The organism is Xenorhabdus hominickii, assembly GCF_002632725.1.
GTDB lineage: Bacteria > Pseudomonadota > Gammaproteobacteria > Enterobacterales > Enterobacteriaceae > Xenorhabdus > Xenorhabdus hominickii.
Map to the genome: position 1 here is coordinate 299,656 of NZ_NJAI01000007.1, position 20,672 is coordinate 320,327.

The following is a 20,672-nucleotide window of genomic DNA, read 5'->3' on the forward strand; positions in this document are numbered from 1 at the left end:
TATTAAGGGCAACATTAATGTTGCCCTTAAAGTATCTGATATTCTTATAAACTACTCATGGTTCTAAAAATAATAAACTAGGCATTATCATGAAAAATGTTCTTTCAATTCAGTCTCATGTAGTCTTTGGTCATGCGGGGAACAGCACGGCTGTTTTTCCAATGAATCGTATGGGGGTGAACGTATGGCCATTAAATACGGTTCAGTTTTCTAACCATACCCAATATCCTCAATGGCGAGGGTGTGTAATGCCTCCAGAGCATTTGGCTGAAATTGTGCAGGGTATTGGTGAAATTGATAAATTAGCATCCTGCCATGCAGTATTGAGTGGTTATATTGGCTCTGCTGAGCAGGGAAATTATATTCTTGATATAGTGAAGTAGGTTAAGCTAGCTAATCCTGATGCTTGGTATTTTTGTGATCCTGTCATGGGACACCCAGAAAAAGGATGCATCGTCGCACCCGGAGTTGCTGAATTTCTCTGTGAAAAGGCATTACCGGCCAGTGATATTATTGCACCTAACTTATTGGAACTTGAAACACTGACTACGCGGAAAATTGAAAATGTAGAACAAGCGATATCCGCCGCTCGTGAGTTATGTGAAAAAGGCCCTAAGATTGTGTTAGTTAAACATCTCAGTCGTGCAGGCTATCGAACAGATTGCTTTGAAATGCTTCTGGTAACTAAAGAACATAGCTGGCATATCAACCGTCCATTGATTGATACAGGTGAACGCCAGCCTGTTGGTGTCGGTGATTTAACCAGTGGCTTGTTCCTTGTTAATCTATTGAAGAGTCAATCTTTGACCAATGCTGAATTGCAATTTGCGCTAGAGCATATTACAGCCGCCGTCTATGAAATCATGCTGGAAACTCAAAGGCGTGGGGAATTTGAATTACAGCTCGTTGCTGCTCAAGATAAAATGGTCACTCCAGAGCACCAATTCCATGCTGTACAAATAGACTGACGCTGAAAATTATTATTCAAATTATGCTTCCGGTAGCCTTAATCAATGTGTTGGGTCATTGAGTCAGAATACCGGAAGCACTCTCTTCTATGACTAAATTATTCCTTCTGTTTTTAAAGCATCGTGAACATGCGGGCGTTGCTTAATTTTTTGTATATAGGCATTCAAATAACTTAATTGGGATAAGTCCAAATTTATCCGAGGAGTCCAGCCGCAGGTTGTAAATAGATAAGCATCTGCCACTGTAAAATGATCACCGGCAATATATTCACGTTTTGCTAAGATACTATCAAGATAAGTAAATTTTGTGAGTAACTTGCTTCGAATAGTAGAACGATAACTTTCTGGTGCTGCCGATGTAGGTGAAAATACCCCGAAATTTTGATGTATTTCGCTGGCAATATAATTCAGCCATTCAATTTGATGATAACGTTCCAGCGATCCGGCAGGGGCCACTAAATTCCTATCTAATTTCTGATCGGCAAGATATAGAACAACAGCCAGACCTTCTGTGAGAATGACATTATTGTCGAGCATGAGTGCTGGAACTTGTCCTTTGGGGTTAATTTTAAGGAAATCATCGCCATTTTCAGTGAGTTTACTTTTTAAATCTACTTTTGTTAGGCTAAAGTCCAGTCCGGTTTCACGGAGAATAATGTGCGGGGAGAGTGAGCAAGCACCCGGCGTATAGTACAGTTTCATTCGTTGCTCCTTAATCAAGATTTTTTAATACAGGGATGCAATAGAACGCAAGAACATTATTTGAAGTTTTACACTATGGATACATTTTATGATTCTACATTAACTAGTGATAGTTTGTGTGTAGTATCTACCTGAATGATCTTTCAATTCAAAAGTAGTCAAATAATCGGAGTGTGTGAAGGAAGAATTGATGCAGAGGATAGAAGAGAGATAACCCCCACCGTAATGTGGAGATTATCTTAGGATATGAGTGAATTATTATTTTAATTCTAACTCATTCATAGCTGCAATGCTGAAACCACCATCAACGTGTAGAATCTCGCCAGTAATGCCACCAGACAGATTAGAACACAGGAATGCAGCAGCGTTACCGACATCTTCTGTTGTTACAGTGCGACGGATAGGAGTAACGGCTTCACAGTGTGCCAGCATTTTACGGAAATCCTTGATACCTGATGCAGCCAGGGTACGGATTGGGCCTGCGGAAATACCGTTAACACGAATGCCTTCAGCACCCATTGCATTTGCCATATAACGCACATTTGCTTCCAGAGAGGCTTTTGCTAATCCCATCACATTGTAGTTAGGGATTGCACGCTCTGCACCCAGATAACTCAGGGTTAGCAATGCAGAGTTAGGATTCAGCATGTTACGACATGCTTTTGCCATTGCAACGAAGCTATATGCGCTGATGTCATGTGCAATTTTGAAGCCTTCACGGCTGACGGCATTAACATAATCGCCATCAAGCTGTTCAGCAGGAGCATAACCGATAGAGTGAACGAATCCGTCGAATTTAGGCCACACTTTGCCCAACTCAACAAACAGTGCATCAATGCTTTCATCTTCGGCCACGTCACATGGCAGCACGATATTAGAATTCAATGATGCAGCAAACTCTTCGACACGAGGTTTCAATTTGTCATTTTGGTAGGTAAAAGCCAATTCTGCACCTTGTTCGTGCATTGCCTTGGCAATTCCATAAGCGATAGACAGTTTGCTGGCGACGCCAGTAATGAGAATGCGCTTGCCGGTCATGAAACCCATAGCAGTATCCTTATTGTTCTTTGTAGTCAAACACCAATATTCAGGAGTAATAAAAATAATATACTCAGCATGACAATGGTATTTATTGTTAATAAACGGAGATGATTCTACCACGACCAAGAGAAATGTGGTGAGTTTCCCTTGCTGTTCCGATCAGTGAATAAAATACACTCTCTATCTTTCAAATTGCCTTTTTGTTCCCTTACTGCCTCAATTCAACTTACAATTTATTGGTTAAAATCTTAAGTGATATCTTGCCGCCATGCTTCAGTGGAGAGTGCTTCACCAAAATGGCTGGCTATCAATTTACGTGTAATTTCATGCAGTGGAGAAGCCAATACCTCCGCTGTATTACCACGTTCGACAACTTCCCCTTGATGCATTACCAGAACTTGATCACTGATGTGTTTCATCATCCCAAGATGCTGGGTTACATAGATATAGGCAATACTATGTTGTTCCTGTAATTCCAACATCAGATTGATGATTTGGGAACGTAGTGACATATCAAGGGAAGCTAATGCCTCATCGGCAACAATAATTTGTGGCTGCAATATCAGAGCCCGCGCCAGCGCAACACGTTGTTTCTGTCCTGAAGCGAGCATGTGTGGATAATAATTAGCATGATCTGGCAATAATCCAACCTGACGCAATGTTTGGTTGATTCGTTTTTCCCGCTCAGTAGGAGACAGCTCCGTATTCAGGATTAGGGGCATATCCAGGATCTGACCAATACGCTGACGAGGGTTCAGTGAAGTGCTCGGATCCTGAAAAATCATGCGAATTCGTTGACTGCGATAGCTGTAATCTCCGTAAGCCAGTTTGTGCTGATTAATCAGGATTTCACCCGAAGTTGGCTCAATAACGCCAGATAGCATTCTTGCCAGCGTGGATTTGCCGGAGCCATTTGCACCAATAATTGCCAGTGTTTTTTTAGGTTGCAAATTGAAGCTCACAGGTTTTACGGCGTCAAGATGGTGACTGCGAAACAATCCGGTACGATAACGGAAAGTTTTGGTCAAATTTTTGACTTCCAATAATGTCTCAACCACTTATTGTTCCTCCATGTTCAAGGGAAAGTGGCAGGCGAAAGAATGGTTTTTAATCACTCGTAACCGTGGCGTTTCGATACAGGTTCGTTGGGCATAGGGGCAGCGAGGTCCCAGACGACATCCAATGGGCAAATGTTCCAGTGAGGGAATCACTCCTGGCAGTGTATTCAGACGGCTTTTATGGGGCAGAGGGCTACCAAAATCAGGAATTGATCGGATCAGCGCCTGAGTATAGGGATGGTGCGGAGCTACCAGCAGTTCATCGGGAGTTGCGCATTCGACAGTCTGACCGCAATATAGCACATTGATACGTTTGACTAATTTACTCATCATTTGCAGATCATGACTGATTAACAAGATTGTCATGTTGTTGTTCTGATTTAAGCTCGATAGTAAACGAAATATCTGCGCTTGTGTTGTTGGCTCCATTGCGTTGGTCGGTTCATCTGCAATCAACAATCGCGGTTGATTAGCAAGAGCAATGGCAATCATCACTTTTTGACATTCACCTTCTGTCAATTCATAAGGGTAACTACGCATGATGTCATTGTGGTCTTTGATGCCAACACGATGCAGCAGTTCAATGGCACGGCGTTTTCGCCAATTCAATCGTTGCCACCAACGGCCTTTATATGTCCATCCCGGAATAGACTGAATAAGTTGCCTACCAATATTTTCTGATGGATCAAGACATGATTGCGGCTCTTGAAAAATCATTGATATATTATGGCCAATCACTTTACGACGCTGTCTTGGCGTCAGGCGCAATAAATCAATGTCGTTAAAGCGAAAACGATCAGCGGTAACGTTAAGATTATCTTTTGTAATTCCACATATCGCTTTGGCAATCAGGCTTTTACCTGAACCTGATTCACCTGCTAATCCCAGAATTTCACCTTCTGTCAGCGAAATACTCATTCGGTCAACGGCTTTGACGGGGCCTTCTGCCGTTATGAATTCGATGGTGAGGTTTCGAATATCGAGCAATGGCATCATTCGACTCCTGCGTTAATGGCGCGGTGGAGGCCGTCACCCAGTAAGTTAACCAGTAGGACACTGAACATAATTGCGGCACCGGGCAACATAACGGTCCAAGGTGCCGCATAGATCAATTCCAATGAATTGCCCAACATGGCACCCCATTCGGGAGATGGCAATTGTGCGCCAAGATCGAGAAACCCCAATGCAGCGATATCAAGGATAGCGATAGAGAGCGTACGGGTTAATTCACTGACTATTACCGCAGTGATATTAGGAAAAACGGCATAGCGCAAAATATGATAATTTGAAGCACCATCCAGACGCGCTGCGATAACGTACTCTTTATCCAGCTCATCATGCACTGAAGTATAAATTGTACGCACAATCCGAGGCAGTAACGATAGCGAAACCGCAATCATGGCATGTTGCAAGCTGGCTCCAACAAAAGCAACCACAATAATTGCCAACAGCAGTGAAGGAATAGAGAGTAGGGCATCAAGAATATGGTTCAGGACAGCCGATCTTAATCCCTGAGTTATTCCGGCAAGGCCACCGATGATTAATCCGACAATAGCAGCCGCTGTGGTTACAACTAATGCGGCTCCGAATGTGGAAGAAGTACCAATCAGCAGGCGGCTGAAAATATCACGCCCAAGGTCATCGGTTCCAAGGAAAAAGGCAACATTACCGTGATGTGACCATGACGGAGGCAAAAGCTGGTGGATAAATTGTTGATCAAGCCGATAAGGGGCGAGTTGGTCTCCAAATAAGCTTAATGCAATTAAAACCAGCACACCATAAAGGCCCGTCATCGCCAATATGTCAGAATAGAAAAGTCGCCAGATAACTTTTAATGGCGAAGGCATTTTCTTTTCTCGGTAAAAGTTATCTAAGGGCATACCATTCCTTATGCTTCAGGGGATTAGCCATTGCTCCTATAATATCGGTCAGTACATTGACTGAAATAACCAGAGCACCTATCACCATAACGCCCGCTGAGATCGCTGAATAATCTTGCTGACGAATAGCACTGATAAGCCAACGCCCTAATCCGGGCCAGTTAAATACCTGTTCTGTCACCATAGCTAATGTAAGCATGGTTGAAAACTGTAATCCCAGCTTGGGAATAATAGGGGGCAAAGCATTATGCAATAGATGTCGGCGTATGATTGTCAGACGAGACAAACCACGTGTTGCTGCTGATTTTATATAATTTGCAGTTGATACTTCTTCTGCACTATTGCGCATTAAACGTATGACTTCTGTCATAGGAGCGACGGCCAGAGTAATCACCGGTAGGATCATATGCAAAATAACACTGATGATCATCTCATTGCGATAAGGTGCTTTTGACAACCAAGCGTCAATCAATGCTGAGCCTGTCACCGGCTCCATTCGGTAGAGTAAGTCAAATCGCCCTGAAACGGGCAGCCATCCTAAGTGAAGAGAAAATAAAAGCGTTAGCAATAGAGCCAACCAGAAAACAGGGATAGAAAAACCGCACAGAGCAAACGAGCTGATAATAATATCCACTTTTTTGTTACGCCAGACACCCGCGATGATCCCAAGAGGGATGCCAACTAATAACGCCATAGAAAAAGAGAGTATGCAAAGTTCCATAGTTGCTGGGAAGACTTTGTACAGTTGCTCAATAATCCGTTCGCCATTAATGCTGGAAATGCCAAAATCCCATTGGAGCAAGCTGTGGAAATAGAACACATAGGCATCTACCAGTGATGCACCACTTAAGGGACCATGTGGTGTGAAATACATCAAACTGAAACTGATTAATGAAAGCAAAAACAGAGTCACAATCAAGAGCAACAAACGACGCAGGATATAAATAATCATTTGCTTCCCTTTTTATTTTCAGCGGGGGGAGAGGTTTCCTGTTCGCGGTACACTCCGGCAAAGGAGCTGTTACCAAACGGGCTTAATACTAATCCCTTAATGTTATATCGAAATATCTGTAAGCGCATTGAATAAGCTAATGGTAATACAGGTAATTGCTGCGCGAGAATTTCTTGTGCGTTATGATAATTTTTGATGCGTGATGCAAGTTGCTGATTTAACAGCGCCTGATGCAGGGCATCATCAAAAGCAAAGTCGCACCATCGACTCAGATTTGTTTGGGACGCGATGGCAGCACAACTCAGTAATGGACGGAAAAAGCTGTCAGGATCGTTACTATCTGTAGACCAGCCAGCAAGTGTCATATCATGTGTTTTGTCCATCAATTGAGTTTCCTGAAAACGCCCTTCGACGGGGCGGATAGACATTTTAATTCCGACTTGAGCTAAATCTGCCTGAATGAGTTCTGCCATTTTAAGAGGACTTGGATTATAGGATTGTGACGCAGTCGGAACCCATAATGTTAACTCCAATCCATTTAACCCCAGTTCACTTAACATGTTGCGGGATTTTTCAGGATTGTATTCGGTAATTTCGGCACGATTATCATATGCCCATGAAGCACGGGGTAAGATGGATGCGGCTGTTTCAGCCGTACCATAATAAATGGATTTCATTAGTCGCGGGTTATTGATGGCATAAGCAATGGCCTGACGAACTTTCAACTGATTGAGTGGTGGTTTACTTGTATTAAATGCAAGATAGGCGATATTCATGCCTGAGCGCAATGTCTGGCGCAGGTTTGGATCATCATGCAACATATTCCATTGGTTGGCATCGGGATAGGCCAGCACATCACATTCGCCCGTGAGGAGTTTGGAAATTCTGCCTGTGCCACCGGCACCAGTATCTACAACAACTTGTTCCATGCGTGGTTTACCTTTCCAGTATTTATCATGGCGAACGAGCCTAACAAATTGTTCCACCTGATAATCTTCCAGCATGAATGGCCCTGTTCCGACAGGTTTCCAATCTATTTGTTCTTGTCGATTTATTTGGTGCAGTTTTTGAGCATATTCATGAGACAGTACAGGGGCGTAATAAGTTGCCAGATGCCAGATAAAGGAGGCATCTGGTGCTTTAAGGCGGAATTCAACGGTGTATTTATCGATCTTGCGAATGTCCTGTACTGAATCACCAAATTGCAAACTATCAAAATAAGGATAGTGACCACCATTGACATCATGATAGTAGTGCGTTTTATCGAAGACACGACGGAAGCTGAAAACGACATCATCTGCATTCATGTTTCGGGTTGGGGTAAACCAGGCGGTTGATTGAAAAGCGACATTATGGCGCAAATAAAAGCGATAAGTTGCTCCATTGTCCCGTACTTCCCAGTGAGACGCCAATTCAGGAATCAAACGATAGGTGAAAGGATCAACACCCAGTAGACGATTGTAAATCTGTGCTGCAAGCGTATCCACCGTCAAGCCACTGATGGTCATTTGTGGATTAAACGTATTCAGATTGCCATTAACGCAATAAATAAAGCCATTTTGCCGTAAGTCGGTCGAAAGGTGGGACAAATTCTCCGATGTGCTGTCCGGTTTAGAACTTAGCTTGGTTTTCATCGGTTCTGAAATAATTTTACTCGGTGCTGGAATAGTCTCAATGGGTTCTGGAGTCGCTTTGTTTTCCGCCAGAACGGGAGTTGAAAGCAAGAATATGATCCAGTAAGTCAAATAGCGCATATAAAACGTCATTCATAAAAAAGAGTTTGGCCATTGTAACTTAATTAACGCTTTTTGCTCAAAATCAACACTCAGAATTGACGATGAGAAAAATTCTCAATAAAACACTTTACAAATCGCATTGAGAAGTATTATCATTTGAATCGTGCTATCGGGGGAGACACTATGCGATATCAAGTCGGTATGCGATATCAAATAGGTAATCCAATGAAAGGCACGACATTGCTCACATTGCTTCCAGTATTTTTATTAGCCAGCTCGGGTGCTGGCTATTTTTTTATCTATTAATCATCCACATGGCTATTGATATGGTGTTTTTTAATTAACCCACGTAGCTGGTGGTAAGTCAAATTGAGCCTGTCAGCTGCTTTTCTCTGACTGAATTGGCTTTCTGTCAATGCCTGCATAATCAAAATCTTTTCGTTGTCATTTTGCCATTGTCTTAAATTGAGAGGTAGTTTGGGAAGGGAGTAATTGGTCATTTCACCGTCAGTAGATATTTCACCATTACTGGATAATGAGATAGCAGGTTCTGCAGCATCCATCTGTGATGATGTAAACGGATTGATAATAATAGTATTTAACTCGCTTTCATTATCTCCGTGCCGATAAATGGAGCGCTCTATTACGTTCTTTAATTCACGCACATTGCCGGGCCAGTGATAAGAAAGTAATTGTTGTTTAGCTTCGTCGGTAAATCCGGGGAAAAATGGCAAGTTCAATTCACGACACATCTGAATCGCAAAGTGCTGTGCCAGTAGCATAATATCTTGTTTCCGTTGACGTAGCGGGGGGATTTGAACCACATCAAATGCAAGCCTGTCGAGTAAATCAGCCCTGAATTTCCCACAAGCAGCCAGAGCGGGAAGGTCTTCGTTAGTTGCACAGATCAAACGAACATCCACTTGTAACGACTGATTACCCCCTACGCGCTCCAGATATCCGTATTCAATGACGCGCAGTAGTTTCTCTTGTACCTGCATGGGGGCTGTGGCTAATTCGTCGAGAAATAGTGTTCCGCCATCAGCACGTTCGAAACGACCTTGATGCTTCGAATGCGCACCTGTGAATGCTCCGGCTTCATGGCCAAATAATTCTGAATCAAGCAAATTTTCATTAAGCGTTGCACAGTTTAGCGAAATGAAAGGGCCTTGCCAACGTGGAGAAAGATAGTGCAAACGGCGAGCAATAAGCTCCTTGCCCGTTCCTCGTTCCCCCAAAACTAAAGCGGGTTTATTCAATTTTGCCAGCGCAGAGACTTGTTCCAAAATTTCAATAAAACAGTTTGCTTCTCCTAATAGGTTATCCGTGAACTGAGACATGGTATTTTTCGCCAATAGTTGGTAAATTTAACCACATTAAACCATTGCGATAAAAAGTCAAATATAAATTAATTGAGTTATTTCAATTGGATAAGAAGGTTGTAAAAGTTGGCATGTATCTTGTATTTAATTAAGTGTCTTACCGTGTATCTTGTATTCGTTTTAATCGTACACAGACATAACATACATACATTCTAATGAAAGAGGTCTATGACTATGGGTATTTTTTCTCGCTTTGCTGATATCGTGAACGCTAATATTTCTTCTCTGCTGGATAAAGCTGAAGATCCACAAAAAATGATCCGCTTAATGATTCAGGAAATGGAAGATACACTTGTGGAAATTCGCTCAACTTCTGCCCGCACTTTGGCCGAGAAAAAACAGCTTCTGCGTCGTATCAGCGCGGGTGAAAGCCAAATCGATAGCTGGCAGGAAAAAGCTGAGTTGGCTCTGAGCAAAGATAAGGAAGATTTGGCTCGCGCAGCGTTGATTGAAAAACAAAAAGTCAGCAGTTTGGTTGAGATGTTAACAAACGAGCTCTCTATTTTGGATGAAACCCTTGAGCGTATTAAAGGGGAAGTCACCGAACTGGAAAACAAATTGACAGAAGCACGTGCGAGACAACAATCTTTGACTCTGCGTCATCAGGCTGCGGCATCTTCTCGTGAAGTGCGACGTCAGTTGGATAGCGGTAAAATTGATGAGGCAATGGCGCGTTTTGAACAGTTTGAGCGTCGGATCGACCATATGGAAGCAGAAGCAGAAGTCGTGGGGTTGGGGAAACAAAAATCACTCGAACAACAATTTGCAGAATTGAAAGCAGATGATGAAATCAGTGAGCAACTTGCGGCCCTAAAAGCTAAAATGAATATCAAAGATTCACAATAATGGTAATGGTATTTGTAATGCATGATGATATGTCATGTACAACTTCTGTTATGCATAGCTAAGGAAAGAGAATGAGTTATATATTTCTTGGGATCCCGCTGACCCTCTTCGTACTTTTTGTTTTACCAATCTGGTTGTGGTTGCATTATAGCAACCAGAACGCCAACCGGGGGCAGCTAGGGAACAGTGAAATCGAACGTTTGGAACAATTGACAGAGAATGCACGACGTATGCAGGAAAGGATCAAAACACTGGAAGACATTCTTGATGCAGAGCATCCAAACTGGAGACAGTCATAATGTCGAACACATACAACCGGAAACTTTACCGTCTGCCAGAGCAGGGGATGGTTAAGGGGGTTTGTGCCGGGCTAGCAAATTATTTTAACGTGCCCATTCCTCTTATCCGCACCGTTACAGTACTATCGTTATTCTTTGGGTTATTTGGCATAACGGTATTGGCTTACATTATTTTGACCTTTGTCATGGATCCTGCGCCAGCGGGATATTTATCAGAAGGAAGAAATAGAGAGCCATCGACAAAGAAAATGTTGGATGAAGTCGATTATCAACTGAAGGTGAGTGAAGCGCATCTGCGTAAGATGGAACGCTATATAACTTCTGAAACTTACAATGTGCACAGCCGTTTTCGCCAGCTCTAGGCAGTGAACAACGATAAGCCATAAGTTTACTATTCAGGATCTGGCCAGTAGCAGTGGGGATAATGCCAAAATTATGCTGTCGGTGTTACAGGTCAGATTAAGTTACAGGCCGGATTAAACAAAAGTCACGGTATCTCATTTAGGAGAAACATGAAACGGTTGCAAAACGAACTGACCGCTCTCGTGAATCGTGGAATGGACCGCCATTTGCGGCTGGCGGTGACAGGATTAAGCCGCAGTGGAAAAACCGCATTTATTACTTCGTTAGTGAACCAATTGCTTCATATTCACAACGGAGCCAGATTGCCACTATTTTCTGCTGTGCGTGATGGACGCTTACTTGGCGTGAAACGAGTACCGCAGCGAGATTTTGGTATTCCTCGTTTTGCTTATGATGAGAATATCGCAGCATTACACGATACTCCTCCTTATTGGCCAGTACCCACGCGTGGAGTCAGTGAGATTCGCTTGGCGCTACGTTATCGCTCTGAAGGTTCCCTATTTCGTTATCTTAAAGAAACTTCCACCCTTAATCTGGAGATCGTCGATTATCCAGGTGAATGGTTACTTGATTTACCTATGCTGGAACAAAATTATCTGGCATGGTCACGGCATATGAATGGGTTGCTGAAAGGAGAAAGAGCGAATTGGGCCAAATCGTGGCTGGAATTATGTAAACAATGTGACCCACTGGCACCTGCGGATGAAAATCTGCTGGCCAAAATATCTCAGGCTTATACGGACTATCTACATCAGTGCAAACAGCAGGGGCTGCATTTTATTCAACCGGGGCGTTTCGTCTTACCGGGGGATTTAGCAGGCGCCCCCGCACTACAATTTTTCCCGTGGCCGATTATCGACCATATCGGGGAACTTCAATTAGCCAAGGCGGATAAACATACCAACATTGGCATGTTGCGTGAACGTTTTGCCTATTATTGTGATCACATCGTCAAAGGGTTCTATAAAGAACATTTTCTCCGTTTTGATCGGCAAATTGTTCTGGTGGATTGTTTACAGCCTTTGAACAGCGGGCCACAAGCGTTTAACGATATGCGACTCGCATTAACTCAACTTATGCAGAGTTTTCACTATGGTAAACGAACTTTGTTTCGTCGTTTATTTTCTCCCTGCATTGATAAGTTAATGTTTGCTGCCAGCAAGGCTGATCATATTACTACGGATCAACATGCTAACCTTGTCTCTCTTTTACAGCAATTAGTTCAGGAAGCGTGGCAAAACGCGGCATTTGAAGGGATCAGCATGGATTGTGTGGGGCTTGCATCTGTGCAGGCAACAGAAAGTGGCATTGTGATCCATGATGGTGAAAAAATCCCAGCTATCAAGGGCAATCGCCAATCAGATGATAAATTGCTGACATTTTTTCCGGGAGAAGTACCACAGCGTTTGCCGAATAGTGAATTCTGGCAAAAACAAGGGTTCAATTTTGAGTCATTCCGGCCACGACCAATCAATGCTGACACACCGTTACCCCATATCCGCATGGATAGTGCGATGGAGTTTTTATTGAGAGACAAATTAACATGACCGATCCCTTGAAACCGAGAATTGATTTTGATGACCTTGTGCAAACATCATCAGAGCCGTCACTAAAATCGAAAAAAGAATTCAATGGACAGGAAAAGGAATTCTATCCGGCTATGCCAGAGCTGGAAGCTGAGGAGCAGGAAGGGGAGTTTGAAGGTGCAGTGAAAGCAGCACTGAAACCAAAGCGCAGCTTTTGGCGAAAAACTTTTTCCGGCGCAATATTGTTGTTAGGTATCAGCGTCATTGCACAATTTATACAGTGGATATACCAATCGTGGCAGCAGCACGATTGGATCGCACTGGGAGTCGCCGCTGCTGGTAGCATGATTGTTTTTGCGGGTATAGGCACGGTGATAAGAGAATGGCGGCGTCTTTACCATTTACGCCAACGCACGGAAGAACGAGATATCGCGAGAACACTATTACAAAGTCACGGCATTGGTCAGGGGCGTCAATTTTGTGAAAAAATCGCAGAACAAGCCGGAATCGGGCAACAGCATCCAGCCTTGCAGCGTTGGCAGGCGGTAGTACATGAAACGCACAATGATCGTGAAATTGTCATGTTATACAGCCAATTGGTTCAGCCTGTTGTAGATGCACAGGCCAAGAAAGAGATTAGCCGTTCTGCTGCGGAATCTGCTTTGATGATTGCTGTCAGCCCGTTGGCTATTGTAGATATGGCTTTTATTGCATGGCGGAATATTCGACTTATTAATCGTATTGCGACACTTTACGGTATTGAATTAGGTTATTTTAGTCGTATTCGTTTGTTTCGGCTCGTATTGTTGAATATTGCCTTTGCGGGAGCGTCTGAATTAATCAGAGAAGTCGGTATGGACTGGCTGTCACAGGATATTGCAGCCCGGCTTTCAGCCCGTGCCGCACAAGGGATTGGTGCAGGGCTGCTGACGGCGCGTCTGGGCATTAAGGCAATGGAACTGTGTCGTCCTTTGCCATGGATTGACGGAGATAAACCGAAACTGGGCGATTTCCGTCACCAATTACTGACTCAGCTTAAAAAAAATACGTTATCGGTTAAAACGAAAAGCACACAAAAAGATAAATAAAACAGTACAGTAGCTAAATATTGGCTACTGTCAATTTGGAATGACACCTTACTTTATCGTCAACTTTTACTGACAAAGGCTTCATCTATCGTACAGTAACAGGTAACATTTCAGACGGTTATGAACATTGTGTAAATAAGGTCGGAATAAATGCGATTGGAAGTTACTTGTCAGGATCGAATTGGGTTAACTCGCGAGTTACTTGATTTACTGGTTTTACGAAATATTGACCTGAAAGGAATTGAGATTTCTCCTGCTCGTCGTATTTACCTTAATTTTACTCAAATTGATTTCAACACTTTTCGTTTATTGATGGCGGAAATACGCCGCATTAGTGGTGTGATTGACGTCAGGACGGTTGCTTTTATGCCGTCAGAGAAAGAAAACAGGGCGATGTGGACACTACTGAGTTCGGTTCCTGAACCTATTTTTTCCATTGATATGAAAGGCAATATCGAACTTGCCAATCCCGCTGCTTTGGCATTGTTTGGTCTGAGTGAAGAAAAGGCTCGTCAAAAAAATATCGGCTATCTGATTAGCCATTATAATTTTCTCCGTTGGCTTGAAAGTGAACATCACCAACCTCATTCGACACATTTATCCATCAAAGGGTTGGAGTATGAGATGGATCTGATTCCCATGCAGCTAACGGATGAAAATCAAGTCGTCAGATGTGTCGGGGCTGTGATTATGCTGCGTTCTGCTGCTCGTCTGTCTGTGTCACGGGTTAAATCACCACTTCAAAAACTGACTGTCAATGATGATGGAGCCTTTGAACACATTATTGCCGACAGCCCTAAAATGGTTCATGTCGTTGAGCAGGCACGTAAAATGGCGATGCTTGACGCACCTTTGTTGCTCATTGGTGAAACGGGAACAGGAAAAGACGAATTTGCCAAAGCTTGTCACCTGCGAAGTGCAAGGGGAGAACAGCCTTTCCTTGGGCTAAATTGTGCTTCTATGCCGGACGACGTTGTAGAAAGTGAGCTATTTGGTTATGCGGCGGGAGCCTATCCGAATGCGTTAGAAGGTAAAAAAGGATTCTTTGAACAAGCGAATGGCGGTACGGTTTTATTAGATGAAATCGGTGAAATGTCGCCACAGATGCAAATCAAATTGCTTCGCTTTTTGAATGATGGAACATTCCGTCGCGTTGGTGAAGACAATGAAGTAAAGGTTAGTGTTCGGATCATCTGCGCAACTCAGAAGAATTTAATTGAGTTAGTACAGAAAGGGGAGTTTCGTGAAGATCTCTACTATCGGCTGAATGTCTTGACTATCACATTACCTCCTTTACGGGAGCGTCAGGCAGATATTATGCCACTGACAGATTATTTTGTGACGCGTTTTGCAGCAGAACAGGGGTTGGAAAAACCGAAATTTTCTCATGATCTGGAACAATTTTTGTGTGGTTATCACTGGCCGGGTAATGTCAGACAACTGCGGAATGCTATCTATCACGCATTGACTCAACTTGAAAGTAACAAATTGTCTCCGCAGGATATCCAACTGCCTGAATTAGAAACAGAAGTGACATTTAGTGAAGATATTCTGGTGGGTTCTTTGGATGACATCAGCAAGCGCTTCGAACGTTCTGTATTGACGCGCCTTTATCGCCACTATCCGAGTACACGTAAGCTGGCAAAACGACTGGGTGTTTCTCACACCGCAATCGCTAATAAATTACGTGAATATGGGTTGAGTGGTAAAAAACACCTCGTTGAGCACGAAGATGACGAATAGGCAGCAAGCTTATTACCGTCCTTTCAGGGTTAACCTTTATCCCAATTATTAAGTGAATAATACTGGCTGTGGGCAGGAGACAGGTTTTTGCTGACAGCCAGTGTATACGATTCAATCAGGTCAACGTCTTACATAGCAAGGTGTATGGCTGGTTTCGAATCAGTCAGGGTTAGAGGCTATTTAGTGGTAGGTTATGGAGAGGATTTAGTGTGTGCAGACTGGGAAAATATTCAGCCAGAGATAATCTCTGGCTGAATATACTGTGTATATCATCATGTTTATTCATTCACAATAATGTGGTGACAGTTTTAATCCATCGGAGGAATGCAGGTTGTCAGTATATTTGACAGTGAGCCAGATACTGCCGAAGCCAGTGATGATGTGATCATTAAGGATTTTGTCAGTGTTTCCAATTCCGCAATAGTGATTAGGCGCCTTGATGGTTGAATAGCCAACATATAGTCGATTGCACTCAGAAATACGCTTGAATAACCCGCAGGACGAAGTTGACTCAAAGGTTGGTAATTATCTTCAATATTACGCACAATACTGACGGGTGGTGGTGTGCCAACAATCAAAGTATAAAGTGTCGCACCCAGCGCATAGATATCAGTCCAAGCGCCTTGTTGTCCTTTTTCATTGGCAGAGTATTGTTCAACGGGGGTAAAACCGGGTCTTATCGTGACCTCAATTTCATCAGCCAATCGCTCTGTTATTTTCCTTGTTGAGCCTAAATCGAGTAAGACGGGCACGCCATCTTCTTGAATCAAAATATTACCCAAAGAAATATCACAGTGTAGATAACCTGCCTTATGGAGTGTATTGATGGCATCAAGTAAAGGAGGCAAAATATTACAGAGCCAGCGCTGACTTATCATTTCCGGTTGTGTTGTCTGCAATGCCTTCAGTGTTATTCCGTTGTAAAACTCCGTTGCAATATAAACAGTGTGGTTTTTTTGCCAGAGCCGAAGGAAATGAGGTAAGCATGGATGATCGAAGCAAGTCATTAAATGGGCTTCGCGCAGAAAGCTATTCAGCCCAATTTGAAACCTTTTTTTGAAACTTTCCCTACTTAGTGTCAACTCCCAGTTTTGGTTTCGTGTCACCAGTGAGGAGGGCATATATTCCTTGATAGCAATAGTTCGTTTCAATCGGTGATCCCAAGCACGATATACAATGCCGAATCCCCCGCTGCCAATGATTTTTTCAATTTCAAATTCATTGAAACAGTACCCAATGGGAAGTGAGTAGAAGGGAGGATGATCACTGTTGGCACGTTTATTCGGAGAATTTAGCATGTTGGACGGTCTCCTGAACATAAACTTAATTTGTGAATTGAAATTGGAATTCACCTTGTTCTAAAGAAACTGCTAACTGATGGTATTGTTGATCATTAGCGCTTGCAGAAAGCAGATGTTGACTGATTTGTGGCAGCAGCGTATTGGTCAAGATAGCATCCACCATGCGGCCTCCAGATTCGATTTCTGTACATCGGCTGACGATATGTTCAATCATAGTATCATCGAATGTGGCTGTAATACCGTGATTTTCAAATAAGCGTTTTTTAATTCTATCCAATTGTAGATGAACGATATTTGTCATTACTTCATCACTTAATGGATAGTAAGGAATAACCAATAAACGTCCCAGTAAGGCGGCAGGAAATACCTTTAATAACGGTTTCCGCAGTTCAGTACTAAGTTTTTCCGGATCAGAAATGAGATTTTGTTGCACACATAGCGAGCTGACCAAGTCGGCTCCAACGTTGGATGTCAGGATAATAATGGTGTTACGGAAATCAATGTGACGACCTTCACCATCTTCCATCCAACCTTTATCAAAAACCTGAAAGAAAATCTCATGAACATCTGGATGAGCTTTTTCAATTTCATCTAGTAATACCACACTGTAGGGGCGCCGGCGGACAGCTTCGGTCAATACGCCACCTTCACCATAACCAACGTATCCTGGTGGAGCCCCTTTTAACGTGGATACTGTGTGTGCTTCCTGAAATTCACTCATATTAATAGTGATTAGATTTTGTTCACCACCATAAAGTGTTTCTGCCAGTGCCAGAGCTGTTTCGGTCTTACCAACACCGGAGGGGCCACACAGCATGAATACACCAACAGGTTTATTAGGATCATCTAATTTGGCGCGGGAAGTGCGTACTCGTTTCGCAATGAGTTCCAAAGCATGGTACTGACCAATGACACGTTGGTTGAGGGTATCAGCCAACTGCAATATTGCATCAATTTCGTCTTTTACCATACGACTGAGAGGGATACCTGTCCAGTCTGATACGACGGCGGAAACAACATTACCATCGACTGCGGCAAAGATAAGCGGCGTTTTTCCCTGTGCAGCTTGCAGTTGCTGTTGCAATTCTGCCAACTTTATATGGAGTGTGTTGCTATCATCGTGCTGTTGTTCATTAAGTTGGAGCCGCAAATGAATAATTTTATCAATCAGAGCGAGTTCTTGTTGCCAGCGAGTTTCCAACTGATTTTTCTCTTCTTCCAATATGGAGAGTTTATTGAGAATATTTTCTGACCGTTGCTGATCGCCGAAGCCGACTTTAGCCTCTCGTTCGGCAATTTCCAGTTCGACCTTCAAGGCGTCAATTTGATGACGACAATTTTCCAGTTGGGGAGGTTCTGCATGTTGGCTAATAGCAACTCTGGCGCAAGCGGTATCTAGTAAAGCCACTGCTTTATCAGGTAATTGGCGGGCAGGAATATAGCGGTGAGAGAGGCGCACTGCAGCTTCGACAGCTTCATCCAGTAAAAGGACATGGTGATGTTTTTCCAGAGTATTGACCAGGCTGCGCAGCATCAGCAGCGCTTTGGTTTCATCTGGCTCATGGACTTGAACGACTTGAAAACGGCGCGTGAGAGCCGGATCTTTTTCGATATATTTTTTGTATTCTGACCAAGTGGTTGCTCCAAGAGTACGTAATTGCCCTCTTGCCAAGGCAGGTTTTAATAAATTGGCAGCATCTCCAGTTCCCTGTTGCCCCCCTGCACCTATCAGCGTATGAATTTCATCAATAAACAGAATGATGGGGATTGGGCTTGATTGTACTTCGTTAATCACTTTACGTAAGCGGGATTCAAATTCGCCTCTGACACCCGCCCCGGCTTGTAACATACCAATATCTAATAACCAGAGTTGAACGTTTTGCAAAGGAGGGGGAACTTCACCTGCTACAATCCGCAATGCCAGTCCTTCAATGACGGCCGTTTTGCCGACGCCTGCTTCTCCTGTTAGCAAGGGATTATTTTGGCGGCGACGCATCAGAATATCGATAATCTGGCGGATCTCCTCATCGCGCCCTGATACGGGGTCAATATCGCCATGGCGGGCACGTTCGGTCAGTTCTTGTCCGTATTGCTGTAAAGCACTATGAGCTGTTGTTTGTTGTGATGTTACCTGCTCGTTGGATGAGGGAACTGTATTTTCTTGGGCTTCTTTGCTGCTATCGCAAATAGCGTTAAAATTATCGAGCAGAACATCGGCATTTATCCGTTCAAACTGTTGAGAAACCGCTTTCAGCGCATTACGCAGATTGAACGTTTTTAATATGCCAATCAGCAAATGCGCACTGCGGATCTTATCAACGCCAAATTTCAGTGAACCATATACCCAAGCACGCTCTACGGCGTTATCAATATGTTCCGAGAGATCAGAAATTGTGCTGGCACCACGGGGCAGGCGATCCAGTGCTTCAATAATATCTTTTGTCAGGCTGGGTTCATCCAGAGCAAAATGGCGGATAATCAATTGTAAATCACTATCTTGTAACTGCATAAGCTGATGTAGCCAATGCACTAGCTCAACATAAGGATTGCTGCGTAATTTGCAGAATGTTGTGGCATTTTCCAGTGAAGTAAATAATACACGATTGAGTTTACCAAAGAGCACAGAACGGCTGATTTCTGACATAAATATAACCCGCGATAGTTGTGTTTATGGGGATGATTTAGATTTTGGCAATAGCGTTTGTGGAGGATTTGAATTCGTTTTAAGCTAATTTATAGTGGTAAATGAAGTCATCGTAATGAGTTGGTCTTGTCGTCTTCCCAAGCCAGCTATTCATACCCAATTTTACTGTTTCTGACAGACGCATTTCATTTATGGCTGATTTATCCAGTATTAGTCTGATATCCCATGCGTACTCAATCCCCAAATACTGATAAACCCAATCACGTAATTGTTTTGATTTCGGTTGATTCGGTAGGAACATGTTATATTCTTCCCATGTTAATGGCCCCAGTTCAATGCGGAATTTATTTTGAATATCGTATACCGCTGTCCCTAAAAAAACGGACTTGCCTAAACGAGGCATATGACGCCCTGCGGTTAATCGCATTTGGTTTTGCTTTTCGATTTTTAGCCATTGTGGAATATTCTGGGTAATTTTCACCGATATATTGAAATAAAAGATCAGAATTTTTTCTAATCCTTCTGCTCCATGGCCTTGACGGGAAAAATGGCCAGACAGGGCGTAACGGGCATGTTTATGGGGAATTTCGAAATTCATCTGAGCAGGCAATCCCACGCCGTTCAGACAGGCTAAATAATGGCAGAATCGCTGATTATCCGGCCGATCCAATGACGTAGTGGGCTGAGCATTAGCCCAGGCACGGTAGAATAGAAGTATCAATCGATGATGAAATAAATTAGCAAACGCACTCAAAGTGGGATCGCGATAATTATATTTCCTTGAGTAGGTATATTCGGTTAGATGCAGTGGCAACGGTCCATTGGGGCCAAATAACCCGAAACTGTAAATAAGAATTTCATATAACTGAGAATTTTCCCGCTTATAGGCTTCTGAAATCGTAGAGGGTGCGAATACCATTGACGCTTTTTGTCCCAAGCGTAGAGGTTCATACCTCGGCAATAGAGCCGTTCCCAGCCTATAATACTCCCCGAGTTGAGCATCAAGACGACGCAGAGTCTGGAATAAATCGAATCGCCATGGTGTTTGAGTGAGTTGTTGCCAGAAACCCTCTGGTAAGCGACATACACGATGAATGGCAACGACATCTGTTTTCATACTCATATGTGCCTTTTATATCCATT

Annotated in this window: 17 protein-coding genes and 1 pseudogene; 7 read left to right on the forward strand and 11 right to left on the reverse strand. The window is 43.2% G+C overall.

All coding sequences use genetic code 11. The annotated features are described in order from the left end of the window. Positions 1-89 precede the first annotated feature (89 nt). A pseudogene (gene pdxY / locus Xhom_RS20350) lies at positions 90-968 on the forward strand (pyridoxal kinase PdxY). Positions 969-1,061: 93 nt separating this feature from the next. Here pdxY and gstA read toward each other — a convergent pair. From gstA to pspF, 8 genes are all read right to left on the reverse strand, one after another. Then, a complete protein-coding gene (gene gstA / locus Xhom_RS20355; protein ID WP_069316021.1) occupies positions 1,062-1,670 on the reverse strand; it encodes a glutathione transferase GstA in 609 nt (202 codons plus the stop codon). A 258-nt stretch (positions 1,671-1,928) separates the two neighbouring features. Next, a complete protein-coding gene (gene fabI, locus Xhom_RS20360; protein ID WP_069316020.1) occupies positions 1,929-2,717 on the reverse strand; it encodes an enoyl-ACP reductase FabI in 789 nt (262 codons plus the stop codon). A gap of 242 nt (positions 2,718-2,959) precedes the next feature. Then, positions 2,960-3,769 carry a putrescine export ABC transporter ATP-binding protein SapF gene (gene sapF / locus Xhom_RS20365; protein WP_069316019.1) on the reverse strand — a complete coding sequence of 270 codons (810 nt, stop codon included), beginning with the start codon at positions 3,767-3,769 and terminating at the stop codon, positions 2,960-2,962. Then, the gene (sapD, locus tag Xhom_RS20370) at positions 3,770-4,762 is read right to left on the reverse strand and encodes a putrescine export ABC transporter ATP-binding protein SapD (RefSeq protein ID WP_069316018.1); all 993 of its coding nucleotides are present in this window, start codon (positions 4,760-4,762) and stop codon (positions 3,770-3,772) included. Then, positions 4,762-5,649, reverse strand: coding sequence for a putrescine export ABC transporter permease SapC (gene sapC, locus Xhom_RS20375; RefSeq protein ID WP_069316017.1), 888 nt, complete (start codon positions 5,647-5,649; stop codon positions 4,762-4,764). The genes sapD and sapC overlap by 1 nt, the downstream gene beginning before the upstream one ends. Continuing rightward, complete coding sequence (gene sapB, locus Xhom_RS20380) at positions 5,636-6,601, reverse strand: putrescine export ABC transporter permease SapB (protein ID WP_069316016.1); 966 nt, start codon at positions 6,599-6,601, stop codon at positions 5,636-5,638. Before sapB ends, sapC begins: the two co-directional genes overlap by 14 nt. Next, entirely contained in the window at positions 6,598-8,355 is a 1,758-nt protein-coding gene (gene sapA, locus Xhom_RS20385; RefSeq protein ID WP_069316015.1) for an ABC transporter substrate-binding protein SapA, read from the reverse strand. The genes sapB and sapA overlap by 4 nt, the downstream gene beginning before the upstream one ends. Before the next feature lie 284 nt (positions 8,356-8,639). Continuing rightward, a complete protein-coding gene (gene pspF / locus Xhom_RS20390) occupies positions 8,640-9,677 on the reverse strand; it encodes a phage shock protein operon transcriptional activator (RefSeq protein WP_069316014.1) in 1,038 nt (345 codons plus the stop codon). A 216-nt stretch (positions 9,678-9,893) separates the two neighbouring features. Here pspF and pspA point away from each other — a divergent pair, with 216 nt between their 5' ends. The 6 genes from pspA (at position 9,894) to tyrR (ending at position 15,584) form a co-directional block, all read left to right on the forward strand. Then, positions 9,894-10,565, forward strand: coding sequence for a phage shock protein PspA (gene pspA, locus Xhom_RS20395; RefSeq protein WP_069316013.1), 672 nt, complete (start codon positions 9,894-9,896; stop codon positions 10,563-10,565). Positions 10,566-10,636: 71 nt separating this feature from the next. Next, positions 10,637-10,864 carry an envelope stress response membrane protein PspB gene (pspB, locus tag Xhom_RS20400; RefSeq protein WP_069316012.1) on the forward strand — a complete coding sequence of 76 codons (228 nt, stop codon included), beginning with the start codon at positions 10,637-10,639 and terminating at the stop codon, positions 10,862-10,864. Beyond that, positions 10,864-11,226: an envelope stress response membrane protein PspC gene (gene pspC, locus Xhom_RS20405; protein WP_069316011.1), complete on the forward strand. Its 363-nt coding sequence runs from the start codon at positions 10,864-10,866 to the stop codon at positions 11,224-11,226. Before pspB ends, pspC begins: the two co-directional genes overlap by 1 nt. A gap of 150 nt (positions 11,227-11,376) precedes the next feature. After that, the gene (locus Xhom_RS20410; RefSeq protein ID WP_069316010.1) at positions 11,377-12,774 is read left to right on the forward strand and encodes a YcjX family GTP-binding protein; all 1,398 of its coding nucleotides are present in this window, start codon (positions 11,377-11,379) and stop codon (positions 12,772-12,774) included. Next, positions 12,771-13,841 carry a YcjF family protein gene (locus Xhom_RS20415; protein WP_069316009.1) on the forward strand — a complete coding sequence of 357 codons (1,071 nt, stop codon included), beginning with the start codon at positions 12,771-12,773 and terminating at the stop codon, positions 13,839-13,841. The genes Xhom_RS20410 and Xhom_RS20415 overlap by 4 nt, the downstream gene beginning before the upstream one ends. A 150-nt stretch (positions 13,842-13,991) precedes the next feature. After that, positions 13,992-15,584 (forward strand): transcriptional regulator TyrR, encoded by a 1,593-nt coding sequence (tyrR, locus tag Xhom_RS20420; protein WP_069316008.1) that lies wholly within the window; start codon positions 13,992-13,994, stop codon positions 15,582-15,584. Positions 15,585-15,892: 308 nt separating this feature from the next. On the opposite strand, the gene Xhom_RS20425 is transcribed toward tyrR, so the two are convergent. The 3 genes from Xhom_RS20425 to tssG form a co-directional block, all read right to left on the reverse strand. After that, positions 15,893-16,882 (reverse strand): serine/threonine protein kinase, encoded by a 990-nt coding sequence (locus Xhom_RS20425; protein ID WP_069316007.1) that lies wholly within the window; start codon positions 16,880-16,882, stop codon positions 15,893-15,895. A 25-nt stretch (positions 16,883-16,907) separates the two neighbouring features. Next, the gene (gene tssH / locus Xhom_RS20430) at positions 16,908-19,529 is read right to left on the reverse strand and encodes a type VI secretion system ATPase TssH (RefSeq protein ID WP_069316006.1); all 2,622 of its coding nucleotides are present in this window, start codon (positions 19,527-19,529) and stop codon (positions 16,908-16,910) included. A 79-nt stretch (positions 19,530-19,608) separates the two neighbouring features. Beyond that, positions 19,609-20,652, reverse strand: a complete 1,044-nt coding sequence (tssG, locus tag Xhom_RS20435; protein ID WP_069316005.1) for a type VI secretion system baseplate subunit TssG — start codon at positions 20,650-20,652, stop codon at positions 19,609-19,611. Positions 20,653-20,672: the final 20 nt, after the last annotated feature.